This window comes from Pseudoalteromonas sp. MER144-MNA-CIBAN-0113 (assembly GCF_040308965.1).
Classification (GTDB): domain Bacteria; phylum Pseudomonadota; class Gammaproteobacteria; order Enterobacterales; family Alteromonadaceae; genus Pseudoalteromonas; species Pseudoalteromonas tetraodonis.
Map to the genome: position 1 here is coordinate 1 of NZ_JBEOOG010000011.1, position 17,213 is coordinate 17,213.

13 protein-coding genes are annotated in these 17,213 nt (G+C 39.2%); 4 read left to right on the forward strand and 9 right to left on the reverse strand.

Going from position 1 to position 17,213, the window contains the following annotated elements; genetic code table 11:
• Nucleotides 1-642 precede the first annotated feature (642 nt).
• The gene (locus AAEY57_RS04425; protein WP_024601604.1) at nt 643-1,536 is read right to left on the reverse strand and encodes a response regulator; all 894 of its coding nucleotides are present in this window, start codon (nt 1,534-1,536) and stop codon (nt 643-645) included.
• 97 nt (nt 1,537-1,633) lie between these two features.
• Between AAEY57_RS04425 and AAEY57_RS04430 the strand changes: the two genes are divergently transcribed.
• Nucleotides 1,634-2,434 (forward strand): hypothetical protein, encoded by an 801-nt coding sequence (locus AAEY57_RS04430; protein ID WP_036954800.1) that lies wholly within the window; start codon nt 1,634-1,636, stop codon nt 2,432-2,434.
• Between the two features lie 871 nt (nt 2,435-3,305).
• On the opposite strand, the gene AAEY57_RS04435 is transcribed toward AAEY57_RS04430, so the two are convergent.
• Nucleotides 3,306-4,118 carry a hypothetical protein gene (locus AAEY57_RS04435; protein WP_152554833.1) on the reverse strand — a complete coding sequence of 271 codons (813 nt, stop codon included), beginning with the start codon at nt 4,116-4,118 and terminating at the stop codon, nt 3,306-3,308.
• A gap of 326 nt (nt 4,119-4,444) precedes the next feature.
• On the opposite strand from AAEY57_RS04435, the gene AAEY57_RS04440 reads away from it, so the two are divergent.
• Together AAEY57_RS04440 and AAEY57_RS04445 are read left to right on the forward strand one after the other, a co-directional pair.
• The gene (locus tag AAEY57_RS04440) at nt 4,445-5,716 is read left to right on the forward strand and encodes an O-acetylhomoserine aminocarboxypropyltransferase/cysteine synthase family protein (protein WP_036954795.1); all 1,272 of its coding nucleotides are present in this window, start codon (nt 4,445-4,447) and stop codon (nt 5,714-5,716) included.
• Nucleotides 5,717-5,784: 68 nt separating this feature from the next.
• The gene (locus AAEY57_RS04445; RefSeq protein ID WP_036954793.1) at nt 5,785-6,444 is read left to right on the forward strand and encodes an NADPH-dependent FMN reductase; all 660 of its coding nucleotides are present in this window, start codon (nt 5,785-5,787) and stop codon (nt 6,442-6,444) included.
• Nucleotides 6,445-6,460: 16 nt separating this feature from the next.
• Here AAEY57_RS04445 and AAEY57_RS04450 read toward each other — a convergent pair whose 3' ends face one another.
• The 7 genes from AAEY57_RS04450 to AAEY57_RS04480 form a co-directional block, all read right to left on the reverse strand.
• Complete coding sequence (locus tag AAEY57_RS04450; protein ID WP_016900157.1) at nt 6,461-6,649, reverse strand: DUF1289 domain-containing protein; 189 nt, start codon at nt 6,647-6,649, stop codon at nt 6,461-6,463.
• Nucleotides 6,650-6,663: 14 nt separating this feature from the next.
• Complete coding sequence (locus tag AAEY57_RS04455; RefSeq protein ID WP_350606602.1) at nt 6,664-7,071, reverse strand: hypothetical protein; 408 nt, start codon at nt 7,069-7,071, stop codon at nt 6,664-6,666.
• Nucleotides 7,072-7,602: 531 nt separating this feature from the next.
• Nucleotides 7,603-8,217 carry a bifunctional phosphoribosyl-AMP cyclohydrolase/phosphoribosyl-ATP diphosphatase HisIE gene (gene hisIE / locus AAEY57_RS04460; protein ID WP_013463284.1) on the reverse strand — a complete coding sequence of 205 codons (615 nt, stop codon included), beginning with the start codon at nt 8,215-8,217 and terminating at the stop codon, nt 7,603-7,605.
• Nucleotides 8,211-8,987, reverse strand: coding sequence for an imidazole glycerol phosphate synthase subunit HisF (gene hisF / locus AAEY57_RS04465; RefSeq protein WP_033103129.1), 777 nt, complete (start codon nt 8,985-8,987; stop codon nt 8,211-8,213). Before hisF ends, hisIE begins: the two co-directional genes overlap by 7 nt.
• 295 nt (nt 8,988-9,282) lie before the next feature.
• Complete coding sequence (locus AAEY57_RS04470) at nt 9,283-11,205, reverse strand: GGDEF domain-containing protein (RefSeq protein WP_273002663.1); 1,923 nt, start codon at nt 11,203-11,205, stop codon at nt 9,283-9,285.
• A gap of 298 nt (nt 11,206-11,503) precedes the next feature.
• Nucleotides 11,504-14,563 (reverse strand): efflux RND transporter permease subunit, encoded by a 3,060-nt coding sequence (locus AAEY57_RS04475; protein WP_013463288.1) that lies wholly within the window; start codon nt 14,561-14,563, stop codon nt 11,504-11,506.
• A 10-nt stretch (nt 14,564-14,573) separates the two neighbouring features.
• Nucleotides 14,574-15,641 carry an efflux RND transporter periplasmic adaptor subunit gene (locus AAEY57_RS04480; protein ID WP_016900158.1) on the reverse strand — a complete coding sequence of 356 codons (1,068 nt, stop codon included), beginning with the start codon at nt 15,639-15,641 and terminating at the stop codon, nt 14,574-14,576.
• Between the two features lie 555 nt (nt 15,642-16,196).
• On the opposite strand from AAEY57_RS04480, the gene AAEY57_RS04485 reads away from it, so the two are divergent.
• Nucleotides 16,197-17,204 carry a catalase family peroxidase gene (locus AAEY57_RS04485; protein ID WP_013463290.1) on the forward strand — a complete coding sequence of 336 codons (1,008 nt, stop codon included), beginning with the start codon at nt 16,197-16,199 and terminating at the stop codon, nt 17,202-17,204.
• The last annotated feature ends 9 nt before the right edge of the window (nt 17,205-17,213 follow it).

Here is a 17,213-nt window from a genome sequence, read left to right on the forward strand (position 1 = left end):
TCAGAGTTAAGCCTAAATAAGCATTTACCACCGAGGACACAGAGTTCACAGAGAAATGCTTAAAAGATATCAATCCATCTCTGTGCAGCGCAAAGCGCCTCGGGATTCTCTGTGGTGAAAAAACTGTTTTTAGCAGTAAATGTCTTTCGTAGCAGCGACTTTATATCGCGTCAGAGTTAAGCCTAAATAAGCATTTACCACCGAGGACACAGAGTTCACAGAGAAATGCTTAAAAGATATCAATCCACCTCTGTGTAGCGCAAAGCGCCTCGGAATTCTCTGTGGTGCAAAAATTGTTTTTATCAGTAAATGTATTTCGTAGCAGCGATTTCATATCGCGTATTTATGGACATTAGCATTTTACTCGCGCCTCGTAGCTCTCACTTCTCTTTGTTAAATAAGGTCTTTAAGTGATTTATGCACAAAGAGGGCGAAGAGACGCTGCGCTTTCAGAGGAAGGTATAAAACAAGGTTGTTTGGTGGTTTAGGTTACTAATTTGCTGCTCATTCACTTCTCTTTGTAGAATAAGGTTTTTAAGTGATTGATTTACAATGAGGGTGCAGAGACGCTGCGCTTTTTTAGGAGCAAGGTGTTTTTAAATATAAACTTTTTAATAATGGTAAATACGTGCGTTTAATTTACTAAATGCCAACCAACATAATTTTACCTTGTGCCATGCCCTCAAGCTGGCAGCTAAAATCAATGCGCTTTTCAGCAGGTGTTTTATACAGCAAAGTGAGTTTACGAAAAGGCGTGGTAATCACTTTGACCGTTTTGATTTGTAAACTAACGCGTGTTCGTTTGTCTAAAAAGGCAAAAGCCGTTTCCGTTAACGCTTTTTTACATGCGCTTAATGCTGTATTCGTTACAACGCCTGACAATATAGAGTTACTGATATCTTCAGCCGACAAGCTGCTATAGCCACTTGCCATTACGCAGGCAGCATAAATATCAAGTATGGCAATGGCACGTACTTTTTGACTTTTTGGATCCTCATAAACAGCCATGACGCAGGGTACTTTAGACTCATCAAATACCTGAGGTTGAATTGTGTTTACGATTAAGGACTGACTTATATGTTTATGAAACAATCGTTCTAATTGCGACAGTTTTGGTAACGCTAAATCACTGTTTAATTCAATTTCATCAGGGATGATTTCGTTATTTTCAACAAGCTGTACTAAAGGCAATAATTTATCGTGTAGTTGCGCGTCTGTGAAAGGCTTTGATAATACAAAGGATGCACCAAAGCTAATAGCTTCTTCAATTTGAGATTTTTCATCAACGGTGGTCAGCATTGCCACTATTATATTAAGTTGCCTTTGCTTTATTGCACGTAATAACGTAACTCCACACATATCAGGCATATGCCAGTCTGTAAGGACAATATCGGGGTGCCAACTACCAATCAGCGTTAACGCAGATTTAGCATTGTTGGCTTTTTCTATTAATAATTTTCGATAGCCAAACTTTTCCAACCCTCGGCGTACAATTTCAAGTGTTGCATGGCTGTCATCCACGATAAGTATTTTCACACAGGTAACTTTTTTTTAATGTTGTTGTTATTATGGCAGATTTTTTTCACAGCGCTAAACTCTAGTAAATAAACACTTAATTTAAGATAACTAAATAATGCCATATGCCGTTTTTCCGCCAGAGGTTTATCATTATATTGCTATAAATTTTGGGCTACTTATTTTAGCCGCGTGGTTTTATATTCTTTTACTGATACTCAGAGAGTTTAGGGCTTTTGCGTTGAGTATGGTTAAAAGTAACGGCACAATGGATGATGCGACGTTAGCTATGTGCAGAGAGTCTGTTGACAATGCCATGAGCTATGTTAACGATAATCGAAAAACTATCGCTGAGTTAATCAGTGTACAAATGCTGTTACAACAACAATTAACAGAGGTTACTTCATCAACCAAAGATCATGTTACCGAAAAAGAACAACAGCTAATTGATGATCTCAATAAAAAATTAAAACGCTCGCATCAGTTAATTCGCAAACTAAAAGGGGATCTCGATAAAAGTGTTGAAAAATTAAAAGTTACCCGTCAAAAGCTCTATGCACAATATGATGCAGTGACTGTGCTTCAAGAAGAAAAAGACCAGCTACAAGCAGATTATGAAGCGCTTAAAACCGCAAGCGAAAATAGTGATAAAACATCAAGCACAGATACATCCTCAACGCCCGATCAAACAAGACTACTTAACACTTTAAACGAATATAAAAGGCAAATTGCAGAGCAAGACCAACTACTACAGCAATTGCAGTTACAAACAGACGGGCCAGAAAGTAGTGAGGAGTTAGACACACTCAAGCAAGAGCTAGAAAAAACACAGTACGCACTTAAACACCTTACAAAAGAAAAAAAATTCATTGAAGGGCGCTATTTGGAAATGATGAAAAATAGCCAAAAACCAAGCTAGCCAACAATTTTTTTTCAGTCTGAGCCAGTAAACGTTATTACTGTGTTTTGTGCTTATTCACTTCTCTTTGTAGAATAAGACCTTTTAGTGAACGTAAAAAAGCCATATATTGCCCTGTAGCAGCGATCTCACATTGCGCCAGAGTTAAGCTTAAATAAGTATTTACCACCGAGGACACAGAGTTCACAGAGAAATGCTTAAAAGATATCAATCCATCTCTGTGTAGCGCAAAGCGCCTCGGGATTCTCTGTGGTGCAAAAACTGTTTTTATCAGTAAATGTCTTTTGTAGCAGCGATTTCATATCGCGTATTTATGGGCATTAGCATTTTACTCGCGCCTCGTAGCCCGAAGCCTCCCATCCACTTCTCTTTGTAGAATAAGGTCTTTTAGTGATTTATTAACAAAGAGGGCGAAGAGACGCATCGCTTTTAGAGGAAGAGATAAAACAAAGCTGTTTTTAGCTAGTCACTACCATATAGTGCAACGTTATCTTTGCTGAGTATGTAAGGTGACGATTTATAGTAAACAAAGAACCAGCCTAATATGGCTAATATTACGCCTAAACCGTACTCACTGAGAATCTGAATATACATTATCAATCTAAACACGACTGCTGAATACAATAAAAATATAGCCCAGAATAATTTTGAGCTGATAAGTTTCAATCTCAACTGACAATTGGCACATTTAAAGTAAAACGGGAATGCAGATAAAGAAAAGCTGAAAACATCTATTTTATGTTCACAGCGAGGGCATAGACTCATAAATTTCCTTGTACTTTTAACGCCTCGTTAAGAGGCAAAAATTGTTGGCTAAAATTAGCGACGAAGGAGCAAAAGCCAACTGTTTTTTGTCCTTTTAAACGACTTATTAGCCTTTTTTATACAGCTTACCACCAATTACAGAATTACTCTTTTTATGTGCAATATAGCGTTTTGCTCCTTGGTTTATACCGTGACTATCCGCCCAGTCGTCGTTCCAATCATTTACTTTCTTTAATGGATCATCGTAACTTAAAGGAAACTCTAAAAAATCAAAAATGGCAATGACAGATTTGTTAGCTAAACCACCAGATGAAGGGCTAGGTATGTTTTCATGAATATTTACAGATACACATACAGTTTTACTGCCACCTTTGATAGCAGCCTCATCAAGATTTTTTTCTGTTTCCCAATCATCGATTCCATAAAAGAATTGAGGAGGCAATGCTTGTTTATTTTTATCACCGTCTACGGTTATAGAAAAGGTACGATAAAGCTCCGTTCTAAGTCGCTCTTCTGAGACCTCGAAAGCTTGAATGATGTCATTAGTCTCAATTTTATTTTTTAAAGCTATTGCTTGTAACAATAATCGCGAAGCTCTAACCCAAATAATTCGATCATTATTTTTATCTTTTAATAAGTCGTAGACTTCATTGAAAGATTCTCTAGCGATATTAAGATAAATTTCATCGCTCTTTCTTAGACGATCATTTTTTTGATGGTGCCTATCTCTTACGAAAGCTAAAATAGCAATCATTCCTCCACAACCAATAGATATTCCAGGTAATAAAGTTAGATTATTTTGATCAATGAAAGGTAGACAACTAATAAGCCCTAGTACCGCCATAAAAGACAAAGATAATGAAATAAATACAATAATCGCTAATAAGACTAATGATATTGAGATTACTTTTTGGTTCAATTGAACTCCTAAAAGGCTAACAATTTAATAGTGCGCTCACCGCGCATATTTATACCAGCGCTGCGCTCACTTTTCTATTTTATATAGTTTTAACAAATTACCTAACATATTACTATCACTAAGTTTTCTATTGTATTTAAGCAACGCTTAGAGGAGTAATATGCGCGCTTGGCTCATTTTATTGAATATATGAGCAAACGGTAGTTTGAACACTTAGCTAGATATAACATTCAATCAATTTCTTTCAATATTCTTTAGTATATTTCATGTGCACTTTGTAACCATTAAATGCTACGTTAGATGTAACTATATTGAAGGAATAAATTATGAAACTTGAGTCTTTAGCGTTGCACCATGGTTATGAATCTGAAGCCACGACTAAGTCGGCGGCTGTGCCGATTTATAACACCTCTTCGTACACCTTTGATAATACGCAGCATGGTGCTGATTTATTTGATTTAAAAGTGTCGGGTAATATTTATACTCGCATTATGAACCCGACCAATGCGGTGCTTGAGCAGCGTATTGCGGCGATGGAAGGCGGCATTGGTGCGCTGGCGGTGGCTTCGGGTATGGCGGCGATTACCTATGCGATTCAATGTTTATGTGAAGTGGGTACTAATATTGTAAGCACCAGTCAAGTGTATGGCGGTACTTATAACTTATTTGCTCACAGCTTGCCGCGCCAAGGTATAGAAGCGCGAATGATTAAAGCCGATGATTTTGACGGCTTTGAAAACGCCATTGATAAAAACACCCGTGCGGTTTTTTGCGAATCAATTGGTAACCCAGCTGGGAATATTGTCGATATTGCTCGCCTTGCGAAAATTGCCCACAGCAAAGGGGTGCCTTTAATTGTAGATAACACCGTGGCTACACCGTATCTTTGTCGTCCATTTGAGTTAGGTGCCGACATTGTGGTGCACTCACTCACTAAATACATTAACGGCCATGGAACCGCTATTGGCGGCATGATTGTTGATTCGGGCAAGTTTGACTGGAAAGCCAATGCCACCCGTTTTGCTATGATGAATGAGCCTGATCCGTCGTACCATAATGTAGTGTATACCGATGCGTTTGCTGAGGCGGCGTTTATAGGTCGTTGCCGTGTTGTACCCCTTAGAAATACCGGTGCGGCGCTTGCGCCTAAAAACGCCTCTGATATTTTAATTGGCCTTGAAACGTTAGGGCTAAGAATGGATCGCCACTGCGAAAACGCGGAAAAAATTGCTGAATATTTAGAGAGCCATCCAAAGGTGCTTTGGGTTAATTACGCGAGATTAAAATCAAGCCCATATAACGAAATGAGCCAAAAAATTACCAACGGTAAGGCGTCAGGTATTTTAAGTTTTGGTATTGCCGGTGGCTTAGAGGCTGGTACGCGGTTTATTGATGCCCTTAATATGATTTTACGTTTAGTTAATATTGGCGATGCTAAATCGCTGGCGTGTCATCCTGCATCTACCACGCACCGCCAATTAAATGATGAAGAACTGGCCAATGCGGGCGTTAGCCGCGATTTAATTCGTTTATCGGTGGGTATTGAAAACATTGACGATATTATTGCCGATGTAAGCCAAGCGCTTGATAAGGCCTAAATTGTACAGTAAATACCTCAAACTTTTTTGAGGTATTTATTTTTGTAATCAAAAAGGAGTGCAGTTACATGAAGCTATTAATTTTTCTCGGTTCGGTTAGAAAAAGTACCCCACCTAAGCCTGCGCGTTTAGGGGAGAGAGTAGCAAAAGCATGTGAGCGTTGTTTGCTTGAGCACTACTCTGAACACGAAATAGAGCTTATTGATCCGCTCGATTATGATTTAGACCCTGTGTTTAAACCGCACTTTGCCTATACGCAGGCTGAGGTACCTAAACAACTTGATGATTTAGCAGCAAAAATTAAAGCCAGCGATGGCTTTGTTATGGTGAGCCCTGAATATAATCATTCGATGAGTCCGGCACTCGCTAATTTGCTAAACCACTTTGGTAGTTCTTTATTTGGCTATAAACCCAGCGCAATTGTGACCTATTCTGCAGGGCAGTGGGGCGGCGTGCGCGCTGCTGTTGGTATGCGCAGCTTTTTAAGTGAACTGGGCTGTTTGCCGGTATCAGCAATGATCCATGTACCAAAAGCGCAAGACGTGTTTATTGAAAGTGGTGACGCAAATAATGCGGCAGAGCAAATATCGTGGGATAGCTATTTTTCGCGCACGTTTAATCAATTAATTTGGTGGGCAGAAGGTGCTAGCAAACAACGTGAAGCGTTAGACCCTAAGCGATTAAGTAAAGACTTTAAACGTGACCCATCACAACGTAATGCGCCTTAATGGTTATAAATTTAAGCTAGTCTTTTTTGGCATCTTCACGAGGGGAGGCCAATATAGCTTGCTTTTGCTCATCGGTTAAAATAATCCAGTCGAATATTTCGTCACTTGTGCGCCCGCACCCAGTACAGTAGCCATTCATTCTATAACATTCACCGATACAGTCTGTTTTTAAATGAGTGGATTGTTTACTGGGTGTTAGGCGCATACATTATCTCGTAATTATTTAGTGGCGACGGGCTTTCCTACTTCTAACGAGGTAGACCAGGTTTTAATTTTTGATAAGGTTTTGCTGGTATAAACAGAAATAACCGGCGATTTATCATCAAGTACAAAGGTGGTGCGCAGAGAGGTTTCCGACTCTTTTTGTGTTTCTAACCAGTTGCTATTTTTTGTTAGACATTGGCGAGTGAGCTCAACGGCTTGTTGATGCATGGCAACGGCTTGTTGTTGGTCTTTGTAGTTTTCTTGACAGCGATAGGTCACGGTTTGATTGTTAAAGCTGGTTACTTGGCAGTTATTGCCAAATACGTTGTACTTTGCGCTCCACACATCTAAATAAGGTGTTTTTACTTTGGTGTCTTTTAACGCTGCAAAGCGATTGTCATAGGCGGTAATCAGCCCATCCATTTTTTCGCAGGGAGTTAGGTTATCTAGTTTAGCTTTTTATTCAGTGGTTAAACTGCTACAGCCAGATAAAATTAGGCCAGTTAATACCAGCGATATATAGGTTTTCATAATGCGCTATCCTTTTGTAATAGCTATTCCTTGAACATTAGGGTCTATTGACCTTTCAAGGTTGAATTTGCAGCAGTCTGTTTGGTATTTAGGCAAGGCAGAGCCTATGTAGTGTGGTTATTCCCCATAAATAGGTGATAACGCAGCATCAATGCCAAACAGGCGCTGCCCTTCGGGTTCTGCCTAGGGGCGATTTACTCTTTGTTGCTCGGTTTTGACTTAGCCCACTAGGTTGCAAACCTCGCGCCGCGATTAAACCGCCCCTAGTTTGAACAAATTTTAATCCGCAAAGGTCAACAGACCCTAGTTAAAGAATACCTAAGGGAGGAAGTAAATGCTATTCGCAAGGTGTAATTTAAAGTGAATTTATGGTTTTAACATACTGAGTGCGCCACAAAATGGCGCACACAGTAACAGGCGGTTTTACTTATGACGCCCTTGTAGGCAAGCAACTGCATCGGTGAGCTCTAAGCCTTGACGCTGTAGTAACACAATTAAGTGATACAACAAGTCAGCCGATTCGTTAGTAAGCTCATTGTTGTCGTGTTTCATTGCCGCAAGCGCCACTTCAACGCCTTCTTCACCTACTTTTTGGCAGCTGCGGCTTAAGTCTTCAGCAAATAAGGACGCGGTGTAGCTTTTAGCTGGATCGTCGTTTTTACGTGCAACAATCACATCTTCAAGTTGCGCTAAAAAGCTTAAGCTTGGTTTTGCAGCATCGCCAAAACAGCTTTGCGTGCCTAAATGGCACGTTGGCCCTTCTGGGTTTGCCAATACTAAAATTGAATCGTAGTCGCAATCTGTATGCACAGAGACCACGTTTAAGTAGTTTTCTGATGACTCGCCTTTGGTCCATAAACGCGATTTAGAACGCGAATAAAAAGTAACCTTATTACTTTCAAGCGTGACAGCAAGCGCTTCGCTATTCATAAAACCTTGCATTAAAATAACGCCAGAGCGTGCATCTTGAACAATCGCAGGGATCATCTCGCTTTTTGCGAAATCAACTTGAGTTAGGTTTTCTTGCGTTACTAGCATAATCTGGCTGCCACTTGGTTATCTATTAAAAATTGTTTTAGTTCGCCAATGTTAATCACGTTTTTATGAAAAACGCTGGCTGCGAGTGCACCATCTACTTTGCTTTGTTTAAATACATCAACAAAATCTTGCATTGTGCCTGCGCCCCCTGAGGCGATTAAAGGAATGTCGCATAGCTCGCGTATTTTACTCAGCTGCTCATTGTCGTAACCATTACGAACGCCATCTTGGTTCATACAGTTTAAAACAATTTCGCCAGCGCCTAAGTCTTGTACCCGCTGAACCCACTCTTGGGTTTTATAACGAGTACGGCTTGAGGCATTAGGATCGCCTGTAAGCTGATACACTAAGTATTCACCGGTTGTTTCATCGTAAAAGCTATCAATACCGACAACCACACACTGCTTGCCAAACTCATCGTGTAACTCTTTTATAAGCTCAGGACGGGCAATGGCAGGGCTGTTAATGCTGATTTTGTCAGCGCCGCGTTCAAGCACGCGCGCTGCATCGGCTACCGACTTAATGCCACCCGCTACACAAAATGGAATATCGATATGGCGGGCAATATTTTCTACCCAATTTACATCGAGTAATCGTTTTTCAACGCTTGCACTGATCTCGTAAAATACCAGTTCGTCGGCACCGGCTTCACTGTACGCTTTAGCAAGTGTTAAAACATCGCCGACTACCTCATGGCCCTTAAATTTAACGCCTTTAACGACTTGGCCGTCTTTTACGTCTAAACAAGGAATTATGCGTTTTGATAACATGCGCTTACCTCGTTTTTAAAATTCTGGATTGTAATATGGTTATTATTACGTTTGTTATTGGTATAACTCATTAGAAAACACATAGACTGCACTTGATATGTTATATTTTTAATAAAAATGAATAGTTAATTTAATGAATGAATCTAAATGCATTACTATGCAATGAATTCTTGGCTCCACTATATAATAAAACTTGCGCTATGTTAATGGTAAAAGCTAGAACTAAAAGTGATAATTCATTCCGGAAAAACGCGCAATCTTGAAACCGTATACTAAATTCATAAAATACTAAAAATTAGCGTGTTTCTTTAGAAAACCGATAGCAGTTTCGACCGGAATTTTTAGCCTCGTAAAGTGCTTGGTCTGCGTGTGTTTTTACTTCTAAGCTAGTATGAGCTTGTCCGTTTGTGATGGTAATTCCTATACTTATTCCGAGCGTGCGTTTTTGGTCAAATAAAATAAATGGTTTGCTAATATTTGTAATGATTCTTTGTGCTATCTCAGAGATCACGTCTTTATCATTTAACTGTGGCAAAATTGCTGCAAATTCATCTCCACCTATTCGAGCAATAATATCGTGCTTACGTAAACAGCTTTTTATGCGCGTTGCAACTTCTTTAAGTGCTTCATCGCCTGCACCATGGCCTAACTCATCATTTATTGGCTTGAAGTAATCTAAATCTAAATACATGAGGACTAATGGTGACTCATTGAACTGGGCTTTATTTAGTTCTTTATCAAGCTTATCTAAAAATATCCTACGGTTATAAAGTCCTGTTAAGCTATCTACAAACGCATAACTTTCTACTTTGGCCTCGTATTCTCGTCTGGCGATAGTGTGATTAGCAAAGGTGTAAATAACAAATATCATTAATAACATTACACCTAGATAGAGCAAAACAATCAATTTTTTTAAACTACTAAATTCGTTTTCAATCAGTGATAGAGGGACCTTATTTACTAACTTCCATTTGGGCCATTTCCCGTTGCTATTTCTCGGATTATCAAGTGTTGGTACTTGATCTAGTAAGGTCATGTGTTCAAAAATATAAATGTTGTTATCCTTTTCAATGATCCCATTTGTTTTAGTTTCCATCGCTTGCCATATATCTGGATGGATATCTTGAAAACGTTGCTGGGGTTTATTGGCAAACATAAAAGCCCATTGTTTTTGTACATCACCAAATAACCAGTAACTTTCTTCATTAAAGAGCATAATGTCACCTAGTGAGCTTTTAGAAATATTTTCTAATTGACTAAGTAAATGCACACCTCCGAGATTTATTATAAGTAAGCCAATCTTTTCATTGTTTTTGTCAACTAGCACTGAGCCTAAACGGATCATTGGTTTTAATGGCCTTTCAATTTGACCATTTTCAATATTTAAATCTAATGGAGATATAAAAATATCATCAGGGCTGAGCTTTATCCCGCGTTTATAGTAGTATCGATCGCTTTTATCTTGAAGCTTGTCTGGAGGTACGATAACGGTACTGTTATTTTCTCTTTGCACCCTTATTAACTCTTGGCCTTTTAAGCTAAGAATTCTTATTTGGGTGTAATAATTTTTTATGGTGATAAAATTAAAATAGTCCTGTTCTAATAGTGTTTTGTTTTCATTACTAAAAAAACGCTGTTCCTTAAAGTGGTGATTATTTTTAAGAATTAACAGATCACGAGATGCATGATTAAGTTGTTGTAAAAACGAATATTTAGCTTGTTTTAACTCATTTTTCTCTTTTTGAATAACAGAACCTATACGCGTTTGTATTTGGTTTTCGTAAAACATATACAAGGCAATATATAAAATAATTGCAGAGCAAAAATAGGTCAGTAGGCTAGTAAATATGGTTGTGTTTAGCTTTTGCGAATTTTGCTCTTGTAAGGGCAAGAAGGCAGGTTTAATAATGGAAAAGTAAATTATAGGCACACTCAGACTACTGAGTATTAAGCTATCAATTGCTATGACTTGCCATTGCTGTAAAACAAATTCGTCAAAATTAAAGGCAAACATAACTAAAGCCTCAATCGTAAAAACGATCATAGCTATTTTAAATGTTAGGAATTCGGTTCTCGATTGTTGGTTTTTTACAAAGTCACTATCATTAAATAAGTAGTGAATAGTAATAATAGCAATGAATGAGATAAGGCTGGCATCTAATATTACAGAAAACCAGATGCCTGTATATTTCGTAACAAATGATGCCAATAACATCATAATAATGGCTTCACTTAACGCCAGTGATATAAATAGAATAAGTAAGCGTTGTAATGGCATATAAAGTTTCCGAGCCAATTATTATTGAATAACAAAAGCGACTAAATTTAATATAGGGCGGACAGTAGAATTGTTATCGTTAATTTAAAAATACTGCTGTTTGATATTAATATAATAATTAGAAAGTGCGTTTATTGCCATTATGGTTGTGCGTTTATTCTGTAATTTTTGACTAAAGTAGGGTGAATCTTGATCAAAGTGTTCATAACATTTGACCAAGATTCAGTGTGATCAACAATTAACTATGTATATGTTCATCTGTTTTTACGTTCATAAATATCGCGTAGAGTACGGGGATCACAATTAAAGTCAGTAGGGTGGCAAACAGTAACCCAAACACCAGTACCACTGACATCGATTGGAAAAACGCATCAAAATACAGTGGAATAACCCCTAGTACAGTGGTGAGTGTGCCCATCATTACTGGTCTTACCCGACTATTTGCCGAATCGATAATGGCCTCATAGCGTGGTTTTCCTTGGCGTATTTCCATATCCATCTGATCCACTAATACAATGGCATTTTTAATCAATAAACCAGAGAGCGACAGTAATCCTAATATACCCATAAACTCTAATGGGATTTGTGTAGTAACCAGCCCAAAAACAACACCAATTAAGGCTAATGGCACCACAAGCCAAATAATAATAGGTTGTTTTAATGCGTTAAATAACACAATAACAATGAGTACCATGGCTAAAAAACCCAGTGGAATAGTTGAGGCCAGCATTTCGTTAGACTCTTTCGATTGACCATATTCGCCATCCCATTCTAGGCGGTAGCCTTGTGGTAGTTCAATGGCTTCTATTTTTGGTTTTACTCTATTAAATAACTCAGAAGCAAGCTCCCCTGGCAGTGGATCGGCTTGGGCTTTTATGGTCCATTCACGGTCTTCACGTTTTAATATGCCGTCGCGCCATACGGTTTTAAAGCCATTGGTGACTTGAGCAAGAGGCAGTGTTTCACCGGTGATATTGCTTTGCACTTGAATGTTACCAATGTCGTTTATGTCTACGCGTTCTTTTTGTGGCGCTCTGACGATAATAGGAATGAGCTCTTCGCCTTCACGATACTGCCCAACCACTTGCCCTGAAAAGTTTTGTTGCAGTGCTTCAGCAACAGCTTTGCGCGTTACACCTGCGCGCTGTGCATTAATGGCTGAGTACTGTGGTTCAATAACACTAATGCGTTGTCGCCAGGTGTCTTTAATTGATAACGCACCGCCATCATCAATTAATATGGCTTTTGCTTTTGCTGCCAGCTCTCTTAATACACTCGGATCGGGGCCTTTAAATGTGGCTTCTATTTTAGAGCCACCACCTGGGCCCATTACAAAGCGCCATACTTTGCCTTGCGCATCCACAAAGTTATTATCGATGTAGTTTTGTACCCTAGGTAAGAGTTGATCTAGTTTTTTATAGTCATCGACTTTAGCTAAAATTTGCCCGTAAGAACTGTTGGGTGATTCGCTGCCATAAATAAGCATGTAACGTAATCCGCCACCGCCAATAAGCGTTTGTATGCCTTCAACGCCGTTTTGTTGTTTTACAAACGCTTCCAGTTTGAGCATGTCTTTTTTGGTTTTTTCAATATCGGTGCCTTGTGGTAACCAAAAATCAACCACCATTTGCGGCGTGGTGGAAGCTGGGAAAAACCCTGATTTTACAAATTGAAAACCCCACATAGACACACTAAACATGGCAACCACAACAGTAACCGTTAACCAGCGATGATGAAGTGCTGACACTACAACCGATTGATACAGTGCCATGAGCTTATTAGGTTTTGCTGAACCGGAGGTATCGCCATCTTGTTCTTTAAACAAGCAATAACAAAACAGGGGAGTTAGGGTAATGGCAAATAACCAGCTGTATAACAAAGAGATTAAAATAACCCAAAATAAATGGCCGGTAAATTCAGCGGTATCGCCCGGTGCGAGGCCAATAGGTGCAAAGGCAACAATGCCGACTAATGTACCGCCAAGTAGTGGCCATTTAGTTTGTTTTACAACTTCACTGGCAATGTCTAACTTTTTACGCCCTTGTTGTGTGCCTACCAAAATTCCTTCTGTCACCACAATCGCATTATCAACCATCATACCGAGGGCAATAATAAGCGCACCTAAGGAAATACGGTGCATGGGTATACCGCTAAAGTCCATGGTAGCAAGTGTCGCAAAAATAGTTAGCAGTAATACGGCGCCAATAATAATCCCAGAGCGCAACCCCATAAATAGCAGTAGCGTGACCATGACAATCACCAGCGCGACTAATACATTAACCACAAAGTTATCGACTGAGTCTTGTACCACTTTTCCTTGGTGGTAAAACTCATGCACGCTGATGCCAAGCGGTCTGAGGTTTTCAGTTTGCTTTACTTTATCATCAACGCGGTCAAACACTTTTACCACATTAGCGCCTAATACACTGGCAACCCCCAGGGATATGGCAGGCTTAGAGTTGTAGCGCACTAACTTGGTTGCTGGGCTTTGAAAACCGCGGTATACATTGGCAATATCTTTTAGGTAAATTGTTTTACCTTTAGCGCTGGCACTTACCAGTAGGTTTTTAATGGTATCAACGGAGTTTAATTCGCCGGTGGGATCAATAAAAATACGTTGATCGCCAATTTGGGTATTACCTGCACTCAATACGGCGTTTTGTTCATCCAAAATACCGTAAATGTTATTGATAGATACACCTAAAGAGGCTAACTCTTCTCGAGCAATTTCTACAAATATTCCCTCTTGTTGTACGCCCGTCATGGCAACTTTCGCTACACCGTCTACTTGTAAAATGTCACTTTGTAGCGTTTTAGCATAGGCATGCAGTTCATCGGGGGAGTAACCTTCGGCAGTAATTAAATAACTTAAGCCATATACATCGCCATAATCATCAAACACTTTGGGGGTCCCTGTACCAGGAGGAAGTGTTGGGCGAGTATCGTTAATTTTGTTTCTGAGTTTAGTCCAAATAACTTGTAGCTCAGATTTGGTTGGCGAAAATTCTGATTTAATTTCTACTTTAATTTCAGATAAGCCCGTTGATGAGGTCGACGATATAGTATCGACTTCTTGTAACTCTTGAATGGCACGCTCAAGCGGCTCGGTCACTTCTTTAGCAACCTCAAGCGGGCTCGCGCCTGAATAAGAAACAAATACTTGCGCGGTGCGAATTATAAATTCGGGATCTTCAAACCGAGCCATGTTTTTGTATGACGAAAAACCAAAGCCAAGCGTTAAAATGATGAGTATAGTGCTAATTAATTTATTATTTATTGTCCACTTTGCTAAATCCATGACTGCGCTCCTATGCTTTAGTCCAAGGACGTACTTTCATACCCTCAGTCACATAGTTTGCACCTGCACCTACAATCACATCACCTGCTTTTAAGCCCTCAGTAATAATCAGTTGTTCGCCAATACCTTGCTCAATAGCAACGAGTGTTTTTGATACTTGCATTGTTTGTTGGTCAACAGTCCATACGAAATGCTGGCCGTTTTCTTCAAAAATAGCAAAGGTAGGGACAGCCAGTCGTGTTGCGTTTGAACTTGTTTGACGTTCTATTTTTAGGCTGGCATTCATGCCAGGTAATATATTAAGGTTATTGGGTACAGCAAACGAAAAGCGTACTTCATAGGTTTGACTGGCTGAGTCGGCTTCTAAATTCGCACGTCTAAATGTGGCAGGGATAGGCGCAGCCGATACATCTTGTAAAATAACAGTCGCTACATTGTTTTGTTTAGAATCTACCGTGGCCACAATAGACGCGGGAATATTTACAACCGCTTCCATTTCACCTTTACCAAATAGGGTAACTACATGTTGCCCAGCACTGATGTTTTCAAGCTGCTTTACTGGAACTTCTGCAACAATGGCATCGTAAGGCGCTATGATTTTACTGTCAGATAATGCCTTTTGCGCTGAGTCATATTGTGATTCGGCCACTTCTTTTTTAGATTTTAGTTGCTCTATATCTCGCTGTGAAATAACACCGTCTTTTGCAAGCTTTAAACCACGTTGATAATCATTGTTGGCCGTTTCAAACTGTATTTTGCTCGACTTAACCTCATTAACAAAGTTTCGTTGCTCTAATGCGGCTATTACGTCTCCTTTTTTTACGTTTTGCGCAGCAATAACGTTGAGCTTTTCAAGTTTACCACTGACCTGAAAGGCCAGTTTTGAGCTGTTTATTGTATCTATAGTGGCAGGATAGGTGAGTGTTTTTGATTGAGAGCCATCATCAATGGTTATTAACTTAACAGGGCGTGGCTTGTTTTGCTTTTGAGTGCTGACTTCGCTATCTGAACAACCGGCTAACAACAGTAGCGCAATACTAATAAAATTAAATTTAGTAAAACATGGTTTATTGATCATCTTGCTTACCTTAAATAAAAAGTGCGGTGTTAATCGTTGGCATTTTTGTGTGGTTCAAAATTATAAAATGCGTAAATGTGTTTATTTTCGAATTTACCTGTACTGCTGTTTATTAAGCTATAACTACTTACTACTTGAAAAAAGCAGTAGATAACGAGTGAGTAATAAATAATATTTTAATTTCAACAGTTTATTATTGCTGTACGGTTTTGTTTTAATTTGTGTGATTTTGTAGAACGTAATAAATCAGTACCCTAATGCTTGCTTTGTATCAACATTAGTATAATTAACAATCGGCTTTTTTAAAGCGCAGCTCATAAAGATTATATTTTTGGAATTTAAAATACTTAAAGTGCGGTTTTTATTAATTAAATTGAAATATTAATTGCTTGGGGTCGGTCTTGTGAGTGTCGTGTCGGTATAACTAAATAAAAGCTATCCGATCTAAAGCATATCTCAGTAATGGTTAGCCATTAATTTAAAGACGTAATTAAAACTATGAAAAATTCCAAACATAATCATCATGAAAATAATCATACGAGGTCTAATCCTACCATGAGTAAAAAAATCACCTTAATTGCAATAATCACTTTATTTGCACTGACGATTTTATATTTTACCGGCGCTTTTAACAGCGATGCGGTTACTGCGCAGCGTTTTGTTAATTTACAACAAGGTGATCAAGCCCATGCGGGTTTTCGTCGAGCCCATGCAAAAGGTATTTGTTTAGCGGGGTCGTTTGAGTCTACCGGTGAGCTTGCTAAATATTCGCAAGCAAAGGTATTTGATTTAGGGGCCACTCCTTTTGTTGGCCGTTTTTCTATTGCGGGCAATAACCCAACCGCGCCTGATTTAAAAGCACCGGTGCGCAGTTTAGCGTTTTCTATAACTACCGATGATAACCAAGAATGGCGCGTAGCAATGAACACGCCTCCAGTTATGGCTGTAGCGACGCCAGATGCGTTCTTTAAACAGTTACAAGCGCTATCCCCTGATCCGGTAACTAAAAAACGCAGTCCTGAAAAAATTAAAGCCTTTTTTGCCGCACACCCTGAAAGTGCCGCATTTAATAACTGGAAAGCAAGTTATAAACCAACCAGCAGTTTTGCCACTGAGCAATACCACAGTATTAATGCCTTTTATTTGGTTGATGAAAATAATAAAAAGCACGCCGTACGTTGGATAGCTAAACCACAATTAAGTGATGAAAACATTCAACCACTTAATAATGATTCAGCCGATGCATTGCAGCTACAACTTAAAGATCAAGTTGCTCAAGCCCCCGTTAAATTCGACATGCTGTTTAGCTTTGCAACCGAAGAGGATGATGAAAATAACCCAACTGTTTTATGGCCTCAATCACGTAAAACCATAAATGCCGGTACGTTAGTTATCTCAAGGCTTCAGGCGCAAGAAGGAGGCGTGTGTGCTGATATGAACTTTGATCCCTTGGTACTTCCTACAGGGATAGAGCCAAGCGCCGATCCTATATTACGTGCCCGTGGCGCGGCTTATGCTGAGTCATTTCGTCGTCGTGCTAAAGAAGTACTTTTAAATAATTAATAACAGGAA

What these genes read in the sequence shown, in the direction of transcription:
- AAEY57_RS04440 (WP_036954795.1), top strand. Translation starts at nt 4,445, where the DNA reads ATGAAACTTGAGTCTTTAGCGTTGCACCATGGTTATGAATCTGAAGCC.
- hisIE (WP_013463284.1), bottom strand. Translation starts at nt 8,217, where the DNA reads ATGCTAGTAACGCAAGAAAACCTAACTCAAGTTGATTTCGCAAAAAGC.
- AAEY57_RS04430 (WP_036954800.1), top strand. Translation starts at nt 1,634, where the DNA reads ATGCCATATGCCGTTTTTCCGCCAGAGGTTTATCATTATATTGCTATA.
- AAEY57_RS04480 (WP_016900158.1), bottom strand. Translation starts at nt 15,641, where the DNA reads ATGATCAATAAACCATGTTTTACTAAATTTAATTTTATTAGTATTGCG.
- AAEY57_RS04455 (WP_350606602.1), bottom strand. Translation starts at nt 7,071, where the DNA reads ATGGATGGGCTGATTACCGCCTATGACAATCGCTTTGCAGCGTTAAAA.
- hisF (WP_033103129.1), bottom strand. Translation starts at nt 8,987, where the DNA reads ATGTTATCAAAACGCATAATTCCTTGTTTAGACGTAAAAGACGGCCAA.
- AAEY57_RS04485 (WP_013463290.1), top strand. Translation starts at nt 16,197, where the DNA reads ATGAGTAAAAAAATCACCTTAATTGCAATAATCACTTTATTTGCACTG.
- AAEY57_RS04475 (WP_013463288.1), bottom strand. Translation starts at nt 14,563, where the DNA reads ATGGATTTAGCAAAGTGGACAATAAATAATAAATTAATTAGCACTATA.
- AAEY57_RS04470 (WP_273002663.1), bottom strand. Translation starts at nt 11,205, where the DNA reads ATGATGTTATTGGCATCATTTGTTACGAAATATACAGGCATCTGGTTT.
- AAEY57_RS04445 (WP_036954793.1), top strand. Translation starts at nt 5,785, where the DNA reads ATGAAGCTATTAATTTTTCTCGGTTCGGTTAGAAAAAGTACCCCACCT.
- AAEY57_RS04450 (WP_016900157.1), bottom strand. Translation starts at nt 6,649, where the DNA reads ATGCGCCTAACACCCAGTAAACAATCCACTCATTTAAAAACAGACTGT.